This window comes from Micromonospora sp. NPDC050397 (assembly GCF_044901685.1).
In the GTDB taxonomy this organism is placed as follows: domain Bacteria; phylum Actinomycetota; class Actinomycetes; order Mycobacteriales; family Micromonosporaceae; genus Micromonospora_G.
Genome location: NZ_JBJDPS010000027.1, coordinates 1 through 17,717 on the forward strand (window position 1 = coordinate 1; position 17,717 = coordinate 17,717).

The 17,717-nt window shown below is 71.4% G+C and carries 15 protein-coding genes; 6 read left to right on the forward strand and 9 right to left on the reverse strand.

The features are described 5' to 3' along the window. The 3 genes from ACI2K4_RS35580 to ACI2K4_RS35590 form a co-directional block, all read left to right on the forward strand. A partial coding sequence (locus tag ACI2K4_RS35580; RefSeq protein WP_404517549.1) for a glycosyltransferase family 4 protein occupies positions 1 to 798 on the forward strand: 798 nt, incomplete at its 5' end. A gap of 171 nt (positions 799 to 969) precedes the next feature. Then, positions 970 to 2,613: a serine/threonine-protein kinase gene (locus tag ACI2K4_RS35585; RefSeq protein WP_404517550.1), complete on the forward strand. Its 1,644-nt coding sequence runs from the start codon at positions 970 to 972 to the stop codon at positions 2,611 to 2,613. 152 nt (positions 2,614 to 2,765) lie between these two features. Continuing rightward, positions 2,766 to 3,575: a metal-dependent hydrolase gene (locus tag ACI2K4_RS35590; RefSeq protein ID WP_404517551.1), complete on the forward strand. Its 810-nt coding sequence runs from the start codon at positions 2,766 to 2,768 to the stop codon at positions 3,573 to 3,575. 77 nt (positions 3,576 to 3,652) lie between these two features. On the opposite strand, the gene ACI2K4_RS35595 is transcribed toward ACI2K4_RS35590, so the two are convergent. From ACI2K4_RS35595 to ACI2K4_RS35625, 7 genes are all read right to left on the reverse strand, one after another. Then, positions 3,653 to 4,252, reverse strand: a complete 600-nt coding sequence (locus tag ACI2K4_RS35595) for an NTP transferase domain-containing protein (protein WP_404517552.1) — start codon at positions 4,250 to 4,252, stop codon at positions 3,653 to 3,655. Positions 4,253 to 4,371: 119 nt separating this feature from the next. Beyond that, a complete protein-coding gene (locus ACI2K4_RS35600; protein ID WP_404517553.1) occupies positions 4,372 to 6,087 on the reverse strand; it encodes a bifunctional 3'-5' exonuclease/DNA polymerase in 1,716 nt (571 codons plus the stop codon). 103 nt (positions 6,088 to 6,190) lie between these two features. Beyond that, entirely contained in the window at positions 6,191 to 7,126 is a 936-nt protein-coding gene (locus tag ACI2K4_RS35605) for a carbohydrate ABC transporter permease (RefSeq protein WP_404517554.1), read from the reverse strand. Then, on the reverse strand, positions 7,126 to 8,034 hold the full coding sequence (locus ACI2K4_RS35610; protein ID WP_404517555.1) for a carbohydrate ABC transporter permease: 909 nt from the start codon (positions 8,032 to 8,034) through the stop codon (positions 7,126 to 7,128). Before ACI2K4_RS35610 ends, ACI2K4_RS35605 begins: the two co-directional genes overlap by 1 nt. A 14-nt stretch (positions 8,035 to 8,048) precedes the next feature. After that, positions 8,049 to 9,482, reverse strand: coding sequence for an N-acetylglucosamine/diacetylchitobiose ABC transporter substrate-binding protein (ngcE, locus tag ACI2K4_RS35615; protein ID WP_404517556.1), 1,434 nt, complete (start codon positions 9,480 to 9,482; stop codon positions 8,049 to 8,051). 46 nt (positions 9,483 to 9,528) lie between these two features. Beyond that, the gene (locus tag ACI2K4_RS35620; RefSeq protein WP_404517581.1) at positions 9,529 to 10,278 is read right to left on the reverse strand and encodes a sugar isomerase domain-containing protein; all 750 of its coding nucleotides are present in this window, start codon (positions 10,276 to 10,278) and stop codon (positions 9,529 to 9,531) included. A gap of 32 nt (positions 10,279 to 10,310) precedes the next feature. Further along, positions 10,311 to 11,276: a MurR/RpiR family transcriptional regulator gene (locus ACI2K4_RS35625; protein ID WP_404517557.1), complete on the reverse strand. Its 966-nt coding sequence runs from the start codon at positions 11,274 to 11,276 to the stop codon at positions 10,311 to 10,313. 157 nt (positions 11,277 to 11,433) lie between these two features. On the opposite strand from ACI2K4_RS35625, the gene ACI2K4_RS35630 reads away from it, so the two are divergent. Further along, positions 11,434 to 12,783, forward strand: coding sequence for a BadF/BadG/BcrA/BcrD ATPase family protein (locus ACI2K4_RS35630; RefSeq protein WP_404517558.1), 1,350 nt, complete (start codon positions 11,434 to 11,436; stop codon positions 12,781 to 12,783). A gap of 92 nt (positions 12,784 to 12,875) precedes the next feature. Beyond that, entirely contained in the window at positions 12,876 to 14,393 is a 1,518-nt protein-coding gene (locus ACI2K4_RS35635; RefSeq protein ID WP_404517559.1) for an acyltransferase, read from the forward strand. Between the two features lie 32 nt (positions 14,394 to 14,425). Here ACI2K4_RS35635 and ACI2K4_RS35640 read toward each other — a convergent pair whose 3' ends face one another. Both ACI2K4_RS35640 and ACI2K4_RS35645 read right to left on the reverse strand, forming a co-directional pair. Next, entirely contained in the window at positions 14,426 to 15,151 is a 726-nt protein-coding gene (locus ACI2K4_RS35640; protein WP_404517560.1) for a hypothetical protein, read from the reverse strand. A gap of 33 nt (positions 15,152 to 15,184) precedes the next feature. Then, positions 15,185 to 16,072 carry a hypothetical protein gene (locus ACI2K4_RS35645; RefSeq protein WP_404517561.1) on the reverse strand — a complete coding sequence of 296 codons (888 nt, stop codon included), beginning with the start codon at positions 16,070 to 16,072 and terminating at the stop codon, positions 15,185 to 15,187. A 233-nt stretch (positions 16,073 to 16,305) separates the two neighbouring features. Between ACI2K4_RS35645 and ACI2K4_RS35650 the strand changes: the two genes are divergently transcribed. Next, positions 16,306 to 17,658, forward strand: a complete 1,353-nt coding sequence (locus ACI2K4_RS35650) for a hypothetical protein (protein WP_404517562.1) — start codon at positions 16,306 to 16,308, stop codon at positions 17,656 to 17,658. Positions 17,659 to 17,717 lie beyond the last annotated feature (59 nt).

The following is a 17,717-nucleotide window of genomic DNA, read 5'->3' on the forward strand; positions in this document are numbered from 1 at the left end:
CGCGTCATCACCTGCTCCGGCTACATGCGCGACCAGGTCAACAACCTCTTCCACCTCCCCACCAACCGCATCGACGTCGTCCCCAACGGAGTCGACGACCGGGCCTGGCACGCCAAGCCCCGGGCGGTCGCCTCGGCCCGGGCCGCCTTCGCCGGGGACGGTCCGCTGATCGGGTTCGCCGGCCGGCTGGTCTACGAGAAGGGCGTCCAGCACCTCATCGCCGGCCTGCCCCGGCTGCGCGAACGCCACCCCGGACTGCGACTGGTGATCGCCGGCGACGGACCGTACCGGGGCGAACTGCAACGGGAGGCGGACCGGCTGCGCCTGGACCAGACGGTCAACTTCGTCGGCTTCATGGACGAGACCCAACTCCCCGCGGTGCTCGGCGCCACCGACGCCACCGTCGTGCCCAGCCTCTACGAGCCGTTCGGCATGGTCGCGCTCGAGGCCGCCGCAGCAGGGGCCCCGCTCGCGGTCGCCGCCACCGGCGGCCTGGCCGAGATCGTCGAGCCCGGCGTGACCGGGGTGACCTTCCCGCACAGCGATCCCGAGGCACTGGCCGGAGCGGTCGACACCCTGCTCGCCGACGGTGTCTTCGCCCGGCGGGTGGCCCGCAGGGCACGGAGCATGGTGACCGAGCGTTACGGCTGGTCGGCCATTGCCGCACGGACCGCCGCCACCTACGCCGACGCCGTACGCGAGGGCGGCTCGGGGACGGCCGACGGCACGACCGGCAGCCGTACCCGGATGGTGGTGCCGGAGGGCAACCTGTTCGCCCTCGACGGCGCCGCCTGCTGAGCGGGACGCCCCGCACCGCCTGCTGAGCGGGACGCCCCTGACCTGGTCGTACGTGGAACACAGACGACCCGTACGGCGCCTGACGGCCGGTCGGTTCACTGGTCCGGAGGATGCCGAACCACCCATCCGCTAGCTATCGTTTACGGCGGGTAGCGGATGGGGGATCATGACGTGCAGCAGGTGGTCATCGCCGGCCGGTACCGGCTGCTGCAACCGGTCGGCCGGGGCGGCATGGGCCGGGTCTGGCTCGCCCGCGACGAGATGCTGCACCGCGACGTGGCGGTCAAGGAGGTCGTGCCACCGGACTGGATGACCGAGTCCGAACGCGACGACCTGCGCCAACGTACCCTGCGCGAGGCGCGTACCGCCGCCCGGCTGAACCACCCGAACGTGGTACGCGTCTACGACGTCATCCACACCGGCGACACCCCGTGGATCGTGATGGAGTACGTCCGCTCCCGCTCGGTCCAGGAGGTGCTCCAGACCGACGGTCCACTCCCACCGGTACGGGTCGCCGAGATCGGCCGCGAGGTGCTGGCCGCGCTCCGGGCCGCGCACCGGGCCGGGGTGCTGCACCGCGACGTCAAGCCGCACAACGTGCTCCTCTCCGACGAGGGCCGGGTGGTGCTCACCGACTTCGGACTGGCCACCGTCGACGGTGGCGACGGGGCGATGACCCGGGCCGGCATCGTGCTCGGCTCCCCCCAGTACGTCGCCCCCGAACGAGCCGCCGACGGCACCTCCAGCGTCGAGGCCGACCTCTGGTCACTCGGTGCCACCCTCTACGCGGCCGTCGAGGGACGCTCGCCCTACGCCCGGTCGACCGCGATGGCGACCCTGACCGCGCTGGCCGTGGCACCACCGGACCGGGCCCAACGCGCCGGCCCGCTCCGCCCGGTGCTCAGCGGCCTGCTCCGCCGCGACCCGCGCCAGCGCCTCAGCGCGGTGGAGGTCGAACGGCTGCTGCGCCGGATCACCGACACCGGGTCGAAGACGTCGCGTAACCCGCTGGCCCGGCCACGTACCCCGGTGGAGCCCGCCCCGCGCGAGCAGTCCGGACCGGTCGCCACCGACGCGCCCACGGACGGCGGGGGCAGCGCCACCGACCTGGCGATGACGGATGACCGGCGACGACCGGGCTGGCGCGTGACAACCGCGATCGGCGTCGGCTTCGTCCTGGTCGCGCTGCTCGGCACCGCGCTGACCGTGCAGGCGTGGCGGGACATGACCCAGGCCGCTCCGAACCCGGCCGGGGTGACCGGCGGCACCAGCCCCGCGCCGGCCCCGGGTCCGGCCTTTCCCTGTTCCGCGCCCGCGGAGAGCGCGGTCCGGGTCGCCGAGGCAGCGCCACCGGCCGGCGAGCGGTACGCGTTGGTGCCGGGCTGGACCTGGTACACCGACCCGAGCGGGTTCCGGATCGCCGCACCCGTCGGCTGGCGGGTCTTCACCGAGCGTGGGGTGGTCTGCTTCCAGGAACCGGACGGCCCACGGGTGCTCAGTGTGGACCCGTCCACGGTGCCCACGGTGGACGCCGAGGCGTACTGGCGGGCGGAGGAGGCCCGGCTCACCCGGGGCGGCGCCCTGCCCGGTTACAGCCTGGTGAACATCGGACCGCTCGACTTCCACCGGGGCGGTGCCGAGTGGGAGTGTCGCTGGACCAACGCCGCCGGACGGCAGGTGCACACCCTCCGGATGCTGTTCCGCACCTCGGCCGACCGGGCGTACACCATCGCCTGGCTGACACCCGAGTTCGACTGGCAGGTCAACCAGGTCTACCTGCCGATGCTCCGGCTCAGTTTCCACCCGGCCGGCTGATCCTCCGCGCGCCCGCGACTCGCCGGACAACCGCCCGGGTGGGCACCGTCACCGCGCCGTTCCCGATTGGAGGGTCCCGGTGATTGCCTAGCGGCGAGGCGTTTGGCAGAGTGATCGCGCTACGTGGGGTGATCCTGGGGAGGACACGCAAAATGATGGGACCGTCCCATGCACTGTCCGGTGCCGCGGTCTGGCTCGCCGGTTCCTGGGGGTTGTACCAGTTCGCCGGCTACGAGCAGTCGCCACTGGCGATCGCCGTCGGTACGGCGGTCTGCGCCGGCGGGGCGCTCTTTCCCGACCTGGACATGTCCGGCAAGGTCACCCGCAACCAGGGCGGCGCGACCGTGGCGCGTACGTTCGGTGTGGTGTCGCTCTTCTTCGCCGAGGTGATGGAGAAGATCTCGCTCGGCGTCTACCACGCGACCAAGTTGAGCAAGGACCCCGACCGCAAGAACGGGCACCGTACGCTCACCCACACGCTGCCCTTCACCATCCTGATCGGATGGGGCACCACCGCGCTCTGCACCGCGTACGGCAAGTGGGCGGTCATCGGCATCCTGTTCTTCATGATCGGGCTGGCCCTGCGCGGCCTGTTCGACGAGTGGGCCAAGAAGGCCGGCTGGGTGATCGTGACCCTGGTGTCGGCGGCGGCGGCCTACTTCACCTACCTGCACCTGCCCGGCGACCGTGGTTACCCGATGCTCGGCCTGGCGATGGGCGTCGGCTGCTTCGTGCACATCATGGGTGACTTCATCACCAGCGCGGGCGTGCCGATCCTCTGGCCGATCCCGATCAAGCGCCGGATGTGGTGGATGATCGGCCTGCCGAACAAGATCGCGGTGGAGGTCGGCGGCAAGGTCGAGACGAAGGTGCTGCGGGTCGCGTTCACGGTGGTCTCGCTGCTCGCGGCGGTGGGACTGGTGGCACCGTCGGTGCTGTCCCGGTTCAACATCGAGATCTGACCAGGGCCGCAACCCCGCCGGAGCCGGCGCCCGATCCCGGGCACCGGCTCCGTGACGTCTGTGGACGTCCGTACGCGCTAGACCGCCACCCGCTGGGCCGGCACCTGCACGGTCAGTCCCCAGTGCGCCATCAGCTCCGGCGAGTCCACCCTGCTCCCGTCGGCGACCGCGTCACACGCGATGTCGACGATCTGGTGTTTGTGCGCGAGCAGGTAGGGACGCGCCCCGACGTCGGCGTTGGCCAGTGTGGCGATACCGGCCCAGTGCCGCCGGCCGAAGAGCATCGGATACCCGCGCAGCCCGGCGTAGGTGGCGCAGACCAGCACGTCCGGGTACGGCAGCGCGGTCACCCGGCGGATCGCCGCGCTGGTCAGGCCGGGCATGTCCACCGGCACCACCACCACCGCCTCGATGTCCGGGGCGCTCAGCGTGTCCAGGCCCATCCGCATCGAGGAGCCCATCCCGGTCCCCCAGGACCGGTTCACCACGACGGTGGCGTCGGAGAGGTCGGCCGCGGCCCTGACCTGTTCCGCGGCGGCCCCGAGGACCACCACGACCGGGTCGCACCCGGCTTCGCGTACGGTGTCGAGCACCTGATTCACCAGCGGTCGCTCACCCTGGTGCAGCAACGCCTCCGGGCCACCGATCCGGCGCCCCCCGCCCGCGGCGATGATCATTCCTGCGATCCGACTCAGCTGCGTCACCTTCCGCCCGGCGTCGACCTACGTCGTACGCACACCGGTCCCAACGACCGGGTCGCGCTCAGGTATCGGCATCAAAAGGGGCAAAGTCGGAGTTACTCCGCGTCAGCGTAGCAATCAACCACGGATACGTCGACCGGGAAGCGGACCGGGCTGTCGCCGAAGAGCAGCCGCCCGGCCCGGTCCGAGGCCGCCCGCACCACCTCCGCCACCCGCGCCGCCTCCTCCTCCCGGCAGTGCACCAGCACCTCGTCGTGCTGGAAGAAGACGAGCTGCGCGCTCGTGCCGGCGAGCTCCCCGCGCAGCACGGCCAGCAGCGTCAACGCCCACTCTGCGGCGGTGGCCTGGATGACGAAGTTGCGGGTGAACCGGCCCCGGGACCGGGCGGCGGCCCGCGCCCTCGGCCCGAACGGGTCGGTCTCCGGACGCGTCTCGACATCCACCGGCTCGCCGTCCTCACCCACCCCGACCGAGGACGGCGGGCAGGTACGTCCCAACCACGACCGGACCAGCCCGCCCGCCTCACCCGTGCGGGCCGCCGCCTCCACGTAACCGAAGGCGGTCGGGTAACTGCGCCGCAGCACCGCCAGCGCCGGGATCGCCGAGCCGCCGGTCTGGCCGTACATGGCGCCGAGCAGGGCCAGCTTCGCCCGGGGCCGGTCACCGTCGAACGCGTCCCGGGCGAGCGCCGCGTAGAGGTCACCGGCACCACCGGCGGCGGCCAACCGGGCGTCGCCGGAGACCGCGGCCAGCACCCGGGGCTCCAACTGACCGGCGTCGGCGACCACGAACCGCCACCCCGGGTCCGCCCGGACCGCCCGGCGCACCACCTTGGGAATCTGCAACGCTCCCCCGCCCCGGGTCGCCCAGCGGCCGGAGACCACACCGGCCGGGACGTACTCCGGGCGGAACCGTCCGCCACGCACCCAGGCGTCCCGCCAGGCCCAGCCGTGCGCGGTCCAGATCCGGTACAGCTCCTTGTACTCCAGCAGCAGCGGAACCGCCGGATGGTCCACCCCGCGCAGCACCCAGGCCCGGGTGTTGGGCAGCTCGATGCCGGCTCGGGCGAACGCGCGCAGCACCTCGGCCGGTGACTCGGCGTGCAGTTGCCGGACCCCGAACGCCTGCGCGATCCGGGCCGCCAGATCGGCCAGCCGACGCGGCGGCCCGCCCACCGGGGACGGCTCACCGAGCAGGTCCACCAGGAGTGCGTCGTGCACGTCGGCGGACCAGGGCAGCCCGTCCGCGCCCATCTCGACCGCGATCAGCGCACCGGCGGACTCGGCCGCGACCAGTAGCCGGAACCGCCCCGGCTCGGCCGTCGCCGCGATCCGGGTGAGCTGGTCGGCGTAGACCCCGACCAGCGCGGCCAGGTCCACGGTCGGGGTGTCGGGGGCCGGTTCGAAGAGGGCGGCCTGGTTGTTCCCGGGCGGGACGGCGGCGCGCGGCGTCGGATCGGGCGGCACCCGCGCCCCGGTCAGCCGGGCCCAGGCGGCGGCGAGCGACCTCGGCTCACCCCATCGGCCGGCGTGACCGAGCAGCAGCGCCTCGGTCAGCTCGATGTCGTGACAGCGGTCGAGGCGCACGCCGGCCCGGCGCAGCGACGGGTAACTCGACCCGGTGGAGGGCAGGACCCAGCGTGGTCGCTCCCGCCGCTCCCGCTCGGCCATCGCCTCGGCCAGGTCCGGCACCCGTTCGGCCGGGCCGGCGGGGCTGCCGTCGGCATGCAACGGGCGCCACTCGCCCCCGCCGCCCTCCTCGGGCACCACCGCCACCAGCACGAAGCCGATTCTGCCCGGCCCCTCCGACATTGTTGATCGGTTGGGCCGGGCAGTGCGACGCGGATTACCGTACCGGCGCGGGGTCGCCCGCCGGTCGGCGTCACCTACCGGTACGTCGGGATCTCCCGTGCGCTCACTTGCCGGCGCCGGCGGTCAGGCCGGACTGGATCTGACGTTGGAAGATCGCGTACACGATGATCATCGGCAGGATGGCGATGGTCAGTGCCGCGAAGAGGCCGGACCAGTCCGCCTCGTACCCGGCGTTGACCGAGATGTCGGCGATGCCCTGGGTGAGCACCCACTTGTCCTTGGCGTTGGAGAGCAGGACCAGGGGTAGCTGGTACTGCGCCCACTGACCGATGATGTTGAAGATCGTCACGCTGATCATGCCGGGCTTCGCCATCGGCAGCATGACCTGGAAGAACAGCCTGGTGTGCGACGCACCGTCGATCATCGCCGCCTCGGCCACCGAGTTCGGCAGCGTTCGGAAGAACGCCACCAGGAAGAACACGGTGAACGGCAGCGAGTACGCGGTGTAGACCAGCACCAGACCGGTGTGCGTGTTGAGCAGGCCCAGGTTGCGCACCACGAAGAAGAGCGGGACCAGGGCCAGGAAGACCGGGAAGGCCAACCCGGAGACGAACAGGTAGTAGATGAACCGGTTGCCCCAGAACCTGTACCGGGCCAGCACGTACGCGGCCATCGACCCGAGCAGCATGGTGAGGAAGGTGCTGAAGCTGACCACCAGGACGCTGTTCAGGAAGTAGCGGCCGACCCGCGCCTTGGTCCACGCCCGGCCCCAGTTCTCCCAGCGCAGTTCCGCCGGCAGGGTCCACGGGCTGCTGAAGATCTCCGTGGTGTTCTTGAACGAGGCCAGGAAGACCCAGATGATCGGCACCACCACGATCACTGCCCAGAAGAGCAGCACCAGGTGGCCGACCCCGTTGAGCAGGCTCACCTCGCCCCGGGGGCCGCGCTTGCCGCGTCGCGGTCGCTCCACCGGCGGGAGCGGCCGAGGGTCTGGACCGTCCGGCTGGCCGGTCCTTGTCGTCGTCAACTGTGTACCCATCAGTACTCGACGCTTTCCCGCTTGGTTACCCGCAGCGTGAACACTGCGAACGTGATGGTCAGGAAGAACAGCGCCACACCCATCGCCGAGGCGTACCCGTACTTCGAGTAGGTGAAGGCGTTGCGGTAGATCTCCAGCGCCAGGACGGTGGTGGCACCGTCCGGACCGCCGTTGTCGACCGAGAGGACCGCCACGACGGCGAACGCGTCGAACGCGGCGATGCCCAGGTAGACCCAGGCGACCTGGAGGGTGTCCCAGAGCAGCGGCAGGGTCACCCGGAAGAAGAGCGTGATCCGGCTGGCACCGTCCATCTCGGCCGCCTCGTAGATCTCACCCGGGATCGACGCGATGCCGGCGGAGAAGAGCACCACGTAGAAGCCGACCGCCTGCCAGACCAGCACCCCGAGGATCGACCAGAGCGCGAGGTTCGGTCGTACCAGGAACAGGATCGGGTCCAGCCCGAACTTCATCAGGACGCCGTTGATCAGACCGGACTCGTTCGGCCGGTAGACCGTCTGGAACAGCACCGCGATGATCGCCACGGCGAGGACCTGGGGAAAGAAGAACACCACCCGGTAGAACTTCGAACCCCAGACCCCCGACCGCTTGCCGCCGCTGCTCCTGCCCGCCACGTTGAGCATGAACGAGAAGAACAGCGCGATGGCGATGGTGATCAGCGGCAGGGCGAGCAGCAGTACCAGGTGATGCTGGATCGCCTGCCAGAAACGGTGGTCATCGAACAACTGTCGGTAGTTGTCGAAGCCCACCCACTTCGGGGCGGACAATCCCCTCCAGTTGGTCATCGAGATCTGGAACGCCTGGGCGTACGGGGCGATCACGAAGACCGAGTACAACAGCACCGGAGCGGCCAGGAAGCCGATCACGAACGGATACTTGCCGTGCCGCATGACCTACGCTCCGATCAGCGCTTGAACTTGGTGACGGACGAGTCGGCCTTGATCGCGTCGGCCTTCTTCTGGATCCGCTCACAGAAGGCGTCGGCGTTGATCCGGCCGAACATCAGCTCGTTCGTCGCCGTACGGGCTTCGGTGTCGAGTTCCTTGTACCAGCCGTCGAAGAACAGGTTCACCACGTTCTGACCGGCGGCGGCGAGCGCGCCCTGCGAGCTGGCCACACCGGGCGGGAACGCGTACCCGGAGGACGCGGCGGTGACGACCGTAGCCGACTTGACCACGTTGGTGAAGCCCTTGGCACCCTCGACCGAGAGCATCTGGCGCATGTACTCCATCGCCCCACGCGGGTTCTTGCTCTTGGCCGAGACGAAGTAACCCTCGGCCGCCGTGGCGCGGACCGTACCGGCCGGCAGCTTGTCCGACGCGGTCAGGCTCGGGATCGGCATCATCTGGTACTCGAAGCCGGGCGGGGTGTCCTTGGCCTGCTCGTTCTCCAGCCAGTCACCGCTGGGGTAGAAGCCGACCTTGTACTGGTTCTGCAGCAACTGGACGTCGGTGTGCTTCAGCCCCTCGAAGCTCTTGTCCATGTACTTGGCGCCGATCTCGGCCCACGCGGCGGCGGCCTGCTTGACCGGTGCGGCGGTCCAGGCGCCCGGCTCCAGGTTGTCGATGTTCTTCAGCACCTCGGGCCCGCCGATCTTGGCCGCGTGGGTGAGGATCACGTTCCAGACGTAGTACGGCGCGTTCGCGCCCGCGTACCCGAACGGGGTGATGCCCTTGGCCTTGATCTTGTCAAGCAGTGCGGTGAACTCCTCCCAGGTCTTGGCGGGAGCCCAACCGTTGTCCTTGAACAGCTTGCCGGAGTACCAGAGGCCGAACACGGTGGAGACGTAGTACAGCACGTACGGCTTGCCGTTGAACGAGCCGACGTCGATGGTGCCGGGGACCACGGTGTCCCGGACCTTCTTCGACGCGTCGTCGACCGACGGCGCGTCCCAGAGCTCGGTCAGGTCCTGAAGCTGGCCGTCGGCGACCAGGGCACCGAAGTCCAGCGACTTCTCACCCGAGTTGTTGACGAACTCCGGCGGGGTGCCGGCGGCGAAGCGGGGCTGGAGCACGGTCGAGATGGCCTGGCTGGCCTCGTGCTTCACCTCCGCCTTCGGGAACTTCTTCTTGTAGAGCGGCTCGTGCACGTCGGTGGCGTACTTGTCGCCGTAGCCACCGTTGAAGATGACCACCTCGAGCGCGGCGTCCTCCTTGACACCGAACGGGTTCTCGGCGCTCTTGGTGCCCTCGCTCTGCTCCTGCGTCTCGCTGTCACCGCTGGTGGCGCAGGCGCTGAGCAGACCCGCGGCCGGTACGGCGAGCAGGCCGGCCGCCGCCGCCCGCTGCAAAACGGTGCGCCGGGTGAGATCCGACGGGCTGTCGGGGGTTACAGACATCTTCGTCTCCTCGGTTTGGTTTCGTCGTCGCCACAAAAGGTCGGGGTCAGGCGGTGCGCCGGATGCGACCGGCGTACCGCGACTCCAGGGCGGTGTTGTGCTCGTCCCCGCCGGGGACGTTCGCGGATCGGTAAATTGGGGGTACCTCTCCCACGACGTGGAACCGTCGCACGACCTCGGCGGTCAACAACTGCGCCAGCAGCGCGGTGGTGACCGAGGAGACCGCGCAGACCGCGCCGCCGCCGTCCAACGGCAGCAGTGCGTCACCGTACGGCGCGCCATTGTCCAGCACGACGTCGGCAATGTCGGCGAGCCGTTGCCCGGAAGGGTGCCGTGGGGCGACCCGAGCCGTGTGCTCGACCGAGGTGACCGCGATCAGGTCGTGACCGCGTTCTTTCACCAGCCTCGCCAGCTCCACGATCGAGCCGTTGATGCCGGACTGGGACGCCACCACGAACACGTCGCGCGGCTGCGGCGCCGCGAGCGCGTAGAGCTGGTGGGCGATGGTGGGATCACGTTCGAGCTTCGGGTCGGTCAGCACCTCCGGCGGAGCATCGCCGTAGAGCACCAGGTCGGACAGGGAAAGCTTGTTGGTCGGGACCAGCCCACCGGCGCGGGCGACCAGTTCGGCGGCGAACGCCTCGGAGTGACCGGCGCCGAAGGTCTGGAGCACCCCGCCCTCGCGCAGGCTGGCGGCGACCAGGTCGGCCGCCCGGCCCACCCCGTCGACGGAGGTGTCCAGCAGCCGGTCGAGCAGCGGCCGGAACGCCTCGGCATAACCCTGCATGCTGACCACGTGCCCGCTCCGACCGGTCTGGTGCGCGACGCTCATCCCCGTACCTCCTTCGCGGCCTTGTGCCCGCCGACGGCCCGCGCGGTCCGCTGGAACGCCGCGTGGGCGACGTCGTGGGTCCGCTGGGCGACCGCGATGTAGAGCAGGTCCAGCACGACCAGTTGCGGGTGCCGCGCGGAGAGCGCGTCCGGCCGGAACGTGGTGGCCTGGCTGGCGGTGAGCAGCACGATGTCGGCCAGCTCCGCCAGCGGCGAGCGGGGAAAGCTGGTCAACGCGACCGTGGTGGCGCCGTGGCTACCCGCCTCGGCCAGCATCTCGATCGTCTCCCGGGTCTCGCCGGTGTGCGAGATGCCGAGCGCCACGTCGCCCTCGCGCAGCAGTGCGGCGCTGGCCAGCCCCTCGTGCACGTCGTGCCAGGACCAGGCGGCCACCCCGATGCGGTGCAGGCTGAACTGCATCTCGGCACCGACCAGGGCGCTGCCGCTGGCGCCGAAGATGTTCACCCGGGACGCCGCCGCGACCGCCTCGGCGGCCCGCTCGACCTCGGCCAGGTCGAGCAGCGTGGCGGTGTCGTGCATGGCCCGGGTGTCGGCGGCCATGATCTGTCCGAGCACCCGCTCCAGCGGGTCGCCCGGCTGGATCTCCCGGCCGATGTCGACGGTCCAACCGGCGGAGCGGGCCCGGCCGGTCTCGGCCGCTATGCCCAGCCGCAGGTCGGCGTAGCCCTCGAAGCCCATCGCCCGGCAGAACCGGGTCACCGTGGCCGGTGAGGTGCCGCTGCGTTCGGCGAGTTCGACGATGGTGGAGCGGGCAGCGGTCTCCGGGTCGGCGAGCACCTGTTCGGCGACGCGTTGCAGGGCGCCGGTGAACTCCGGCAGCCGGGCGCGGACGCGTACCAGGACGCTGTCGCTCGGAGAGAGTCCGGCGGCTAGTCGCCGGTCGAACGCCTCGGCGTCGACCACCGCGCTCCGCGCGGCGGTATCCACCTCGTGATCGACCATGTGAACGCCTTCCGGAAGGAGTGTTAACTGTTAGTGGTAAAAGTTCTTACTAACACCCCCTCCATGTCAAGGCTGTGGGTGAAGTTTTCAAACCGTTACCTCGCGCGAGAGCCGTACCCAAGCCGGAAACTTGTTCGTTACACCTCAATCCACCAGCATGAACAGCACCCGCGACCACCAACCTGGAGGCAACGTGCCGCCACCGCCCGACCCCCTGGTGATCGGGCTCGACGTGGGCGGCAGCTCGACCCGGGCGGTGGTCGTCTCGTTAACGGGTGAACAACTCGGCGCCGGCACCGCCGACGGCGGCAACCCGACCAGTCACGGTGCCGAGCCCGCCGCCGAACGGGTCCGGACCGCACTGCACACCGCACTCGGGGACCTGGACCCCACCCGGGTCCGGGCCGGCGCCATCGGCCTGGCCGGCGCCGGCCGGTGGCACCACGACCCCAACACCCGCGCCGCGTACGACCGGGCGTGGCACGACGCGGGGCTGCGCTGCCGGTACGACGTACACGGCGACGCCCTGGTCGGTTACGCCTGCGCGACGCCGACGCCCGACGGCACCGTCCTGATCGCCGGGACCGGAGCGATCGCGGCCCAGGTACGACAGCTCCGCCTGCACCGGGTCGCCGACGGCCACGGCTGGCTGCTCGGCGACGCCGGCTCCGGATTCTGGCTCGGTCGCGAAGCCGTCCGGCACACCCTGGCCGCCCTCGACGCGCACCCGGCCCCGGCGGACGGCGTACGCCCCGGCCCGCTCGATCCCCCACGGGCCCAGCTCGATCCGGCGCAGGCCCAGCACGATCCGGCGCAGGCTCAGCTCGATCCGGCGCAGGCTCAGCTCGATCCGGCGCAGGCTCAGCACGATCCGGCGCAGGCTCAGCACGATCCGGCACGGGCCCGGCCGAGTCCGCTCAGCGCGCTGGTACTCACCGAACTGCTCGGCTCGGCCGAACTGACCGGCCCACCGCGTCAGCTCGTGGGCGAACTGATCCGGGCCGCGACCGTACGCCCGCCGGTCGCGCTGGCCCGGCTCGCCCCGCTGGTCTTCCGGGCCGCACGCGACGGTGACCCGGCCGCCCGCGCGCTGGTCGACTCGGCCGCCGAACAGCTCGTCGCGAGCGTGACCCGGGTCCGACCGGCCGGCGACAGCACGCCGATCGTGCTCGGCGGCGGCCTGCTCAGCGCCCCGACCCCGACCGCCCCGCCGGGCCCGCCGCCGCCCGGCGCGGCTCCGATCGGCGCTGCCTCGTCCGGCGTCGCCTCGCCCGACGCCGCCTCGCCCGACGCCGCCTCGCCCGACGCCGCCTCGATCGGCGCGGCTCCGATCGGCGGCGAGGGGCCGCTGACCCGGGCGGTGGCCACGAGCCTGGCCCGACAATGGCCGCAGGCACCACTGCTGATCGCGGGCGACGGTGCGGTCGGCGCCGCCTGGCTCGCCGCCCGTACGCTGCCCGAGGTCACCGACCCGGTCGAACTGCACCGGTGGCTGCGGCACTACTGATCACTACCGGTCAGCGTCACGGTCACCCGACCCGACCGACGGCATCGGGCGGTTTGCCGACCCGGTCCGCCGAACCGCCCTAACCTGGTCACATGCGGCGTCGGCTGGGGCAGCTCGCCCGGGACACGCCCGCCGAACGGGAACGCTACCTCGACCTGCTCCGCGCGCTGGCGATCGCCGCCGTGGTGCTCGGCCACTGGCTGATCATCGTGATCGACTACGACCGGGCGGGTCGGCTCACCGGGCACTCGGCCCTGGTCGACATCCCGGCCGGACGGCCCGGGACCTGGCTGTTCCAGGTCATGCCGATCTTCTTCCTGGTCGGCGGGTACGCCAACGCCGCCTCGCTGAGCAGCCACCGCCGACGCGGCGGGCGGGCGGTCGACTGGTTGCTGGACCGGACCGCGCGACTGCTGCGGCCCACCACCGCGCTGATCCTGGTACTGGCCGTCGCCGCACTCGCCGCGCAACTGGTCGGCGCGGACGCCGAGCAGGTACGCCCGGTGATCTGGTTCGCCACCATCCCGCTCTGGTTCCTCGCCGCCTACCTGGCCGTGGTGGCCCTGACCCCGGCGACGTACGCCCTGCACCGGCAGTACGGCCTCGCCGTGCCCCTGGTGCTGCTGGTGCTGGTGGCTGCCGGTGACGTGGGGCGGCTGACCGGGCCACAGGAGACCGCCAGCGGCAGCTTCCTGTTCGGCTGGCTCGCCGTCCACCAGCTCGGGTACGCCTGGCGGGACACCCGTACCGGGGTCGGGAACAGACGGGGGCTGCGACGTACCCGGCTGCCGATGGGGCCACGGGTCGGCGTCGGCCTGCTGCTCGGCGGGTTCGCCGCGCTGCTGGCCCTGACGCTCGCCGGCCCGTACCCGGTGAGCATGGTCAACATTCCGCGCGAGCGGCTGCACAACATGTCCCCGCCCAGCCTCGCCCTGCTCGCCAACGCCGCCTGGCAGCTCGGTCTGATCCTGCTGCTGCGCGGCCCGGCGGAACGCTGGCTGCGCCGGACCCGTCCGTGGCTGCTGGTGGTGGCGGCGAACGTGGTGGTGCTGACCGTCTTCCTCTGGCACATCACCGCCGCGGTGCTGCTGGTCGGCGCGCTGCACGCGCTGGACGCGCTGCCCACCCCGACGGTCGGCAGCGGCGCCTGGTGGCTCTGGCGGCTGCCCTGGCTGGTCGCGCTGGGCCTGGTGCTGACCGTCCTGGTGGCCCTGTTCAGTCCGATCGAGACCCGGGGCGGGCGCCCGCCCCGCCTGCTCCCCCGCCGGTTGCGGGCCGGGCCGCCGGGCGGCCGACCGGGGACCGGACCGGACGGGCGACCACGGGGACCGCTCGGCGCGCTGTCCCGGCCGATCCCCCGGGCGACCGTCACCGGTGCCGGCATCGCCGCCGTGGTGGCGGCACTGCTCGACAACAGCCTCACCGCGAAGGACGCGCCCGAAGCGCTCGGCCTGCCCGGCGCCGCCGTGGCCAGCTACCTGGCCGGTGCCGTGGTGCTGCGCTGGCTCCGGGCACACCCGCCACCGCACGGCGACACCCCACCGACCGGTCCCACCCCGGCACCGCACGGCACCACACCCCCGACCGGTCCCGGGCCGGCGGCCCGCTGATCGAAGACGGTCAGTGCTCGGGGCGAAGACGGTCAGTGCTCGGGGAGCAGCCTCGGTCGCCACCACCGTGGCAGCCGGATCAGCACGGCGGTGAGCGCGTACCCGGTCCAGGCACCGGCGAGCGCCAGGGTCTGCGTACCGTCGGCCAGCCAGTGGTAGCCGGCGAGGAAACCGACCAGGCCCAGGCTGTTGCCGGCGAAGTGGCGGCTGAACTCGGCCAGGTCGTGTCGACTCTCGATGGCGACCAGCACCCCCGAGTACGGAAACGTCACCACCATGCCCCGCAACTGCTCGCCGAGCAGCACCGTCACGGTCGACCCGGCCAGCACGACCAGCAGCCGCAGGGGCGCCGGCAACGGCTGCCGGGACGGTCGCGGTGGCGCCGGTCCGGCCCGCCGCCGCAGCCACACCGTCACGACCAACCAGAGCCCCAGGACGCCGACCAGGGTCGGTCCGAACGCCAGCGGCCCGATCCGCAGCAACGCCGCGCTCAGCACCAGGTAGACGCCGAGACCGAGCGCGTCGGCGAGCAGGATCGGCAGCCCGAGGCGGAGGTACCCGACGGTGACGGTGAGGAAGAAGAGGTTCAGCCCGACCACGCCGAGCAGTTGCGTACCGTCGACCGGATGGTTGGAGCCGACCAGCGCGACGGTCATCGGCAGCGGCAGGCTGTAGACAAACGCCCGCCACCGTACCGAACGGATCAGGGTGACCAGCCACACCACCGCCGTCACCACCAGCACCGTCGTCCAGCTCATGATCGCCCGGGAGTGCGCGCCGGTCGGTGCATCTCAGTCCCGGCCGACCGGCGGGTCGGTGAAGGTGGCGGCCCGCTCGCAGGTCCGGAAGGCGGCCACCAGCCGGTCGAGGTCGTCGGGGTTGACCGAGAAGACGTTCTCGCTGATCTCGCCGTGCGGGCCGGTCCGGCCCTGCCAGGCGCTCGTACCGTCCCAGACCGCCAGGTTCAGGTCGAGGCTGCGGTCGACCGTGCCGTACGGCAGCAGCCCGACCCGTACTCCGGCCCGCCGCTGCGTCTCGACCAGCTCACGCAGTTCGTCGCTGTACGTGTGGTAGCCGAAGATCCGGCTGATCCGCACCCCACGGGCCAGCGCGTCCAGGTTGAGCGTCCAGTAGTAACGACCGAAGTCGGTGCTCCACCAACTCGCCTCACCGGTCCGGGGTGCCACGTTCGCCATCGCGTCGAGCCGGGTGACACAGTCGCGTACCGCCCCGGCGAGGTCGCGGTAGTCGTCGCCGGATCGGACGATCCGACCCGTACGCAGGTGTTCGGTCTCGATCCGGAACCGGTCGAACCGGCTGCGCGCCTCGGCCGCGACCGGCGTCCCGGGATAGTGCTCGATCGCCTCGCGGGTCCCCGCCACGATCGGCCCCAGCGCCTCGTTCATCCACGGCGTGCCGGCGACCAGGGTGCGCAGTTCGAACCGGCGTTCGGCCCGCGCCATCGAGTCGACCAGCAACGAGACGGTGGTGCCCAGCAGACCGGCGAGCAGGGACTCGACCCCCGAGGCGGCGCCGGTCAGGTCGAGCGCGACGGAGAGGGCGATCGACAGGCCGATGCCGGTGACCGCGACCGGGTCGGTGTGCGGGACCAGCCGGGCCAGTCGCCGGGCCGGACCACCGCTGGGGTTCGCGCGCCGCCGCACCCGGTATGCCGTCATCGATCTTCCCTTCCGGACCGCCGACGCCACCACGGCCAGGACCGGCCCCGCCGGTCGCCGGTCGCCGGTCGCCGGTCGCCGGTCGCCGGTCGCCGGAAAGCGGTAACAAGGGCCCGATCCCGACACCAGGGTCGAGAATAGGCGGGGCCAGCAAGGGCCGGCGGCAACCCGTGAGCGGGGTCGGATCCTCCGGCTGAGATCCGCCGGACAGGCGGGCGGGACTACTATGGCCTGTGCGCAACGGACAACTCAGGCAACTGACCGACTTCTCGTTCCCGTCGTACTCGGTCGATCTCGCCACCGGCACCGCATCCTTCGACTACGCCCTGTCCGGCCCCGACCAGGAGCTGCGGTTCACCGAGGTGGTCACCTTCCCGGTGCCGCCGACCCCGCCCTCGGCACAGACCGAGGCGACGTTCCGCCGGGTGCTGGAGTTGCTCCACCTGGTGGCCGGGGTGAGCTACTACAAGGCGGCCGCCCCGCCCCGGCTGCTGCTGCCGGCGCCGCTGGGCGAGGCCGCCGTCGCGCTGGTCACCGCCGCCTACACCAAGGGCCTGGCGGAGTACGCGTACCGCAACGACCTGCCGTACGTGCTGGAGTTGACGCCCGAGGTGCCGCCCGGCCGGGTGCCGGAGCCGACCCCGCTGGACAACTCCGCCGGCCGTCCGCTCAGCGCGGTCGGTGGTGGCAAGGACTCGATCGTCAGCCTGGAGGCGCTGCGCCGGGGCGGCTTCGACCCGGTGCCGTTCTCGGTCAACCCGAATCCGGTGATCGTCTCGGTCAACCAGGCGTCCGGGCTCACCGCGCTGGCCGCCCGCCGACGGATCGACCCGAAGCTGTTCGAGCTGAACGCGGCCGGCGCGCTGAACGGCCACATCCCGGTGACCGCGATCAACTCGCTGATCTCGGTGGCCACCGCCGTACTGCACGGGCTCGGGCCGGTGGTGATGTCGAACGAGCGTTCCGCGTCCGACCCGAACCTGATCTGGAACGGCCACGAGATCAACCACCAGTGGTCCAAGGGCGTCGAGGCCGAGGGGCTGCTCCGGGACGCGTTGGCCGGGCACGCCGGCCTGACCGAACCGTACTTCTCGCTGCTGCGCCCGCTGTCGGAGCTGCACATCGCGAAGCTGTTCGCCCAGTTCGACCGGTACGACGACGTGGTGACGAGTTGCAACGCCGCGTTCCGGCTGCACGACCCGAGCGCCCGCTGGTGCGGCGACTGCCCCAAGTGCCGGTTTGTCTTCCTGGCCCTGGCCCCGTTCATGCCACGCGAGCGGCTGGTGAACATCTTCGGGGTGGACCTGTTGGACGACTCGTTCCAGGTCCCGGGTTATCTGGAGTTGCTCGGCATCGACGCGCACAAGCCGTTCGAGTGCGTCGGCGAGGTCGAGGAGTCGGTGGTCGCGCTCGGCCTGCTCGCCGAGCAGGAGCAGTGGCGCGACGCCTCGGTCGTACGCGCGCTGGTCGCCGTGGTGCCGTCGGCGGCCTGGGCCACCGCCGCGAGTTCGGACGTCTTCACCCCCGGCGGCCCGAACTTCGTCCCACCCGCGTACGCCAAGGCCCGCGCCGCCCTCGACGAGTAACCCACTCTCACCAAGCGCAAGGAAGGGCCCCTTGTTAACGCTATGCGTTAACAAGGGGC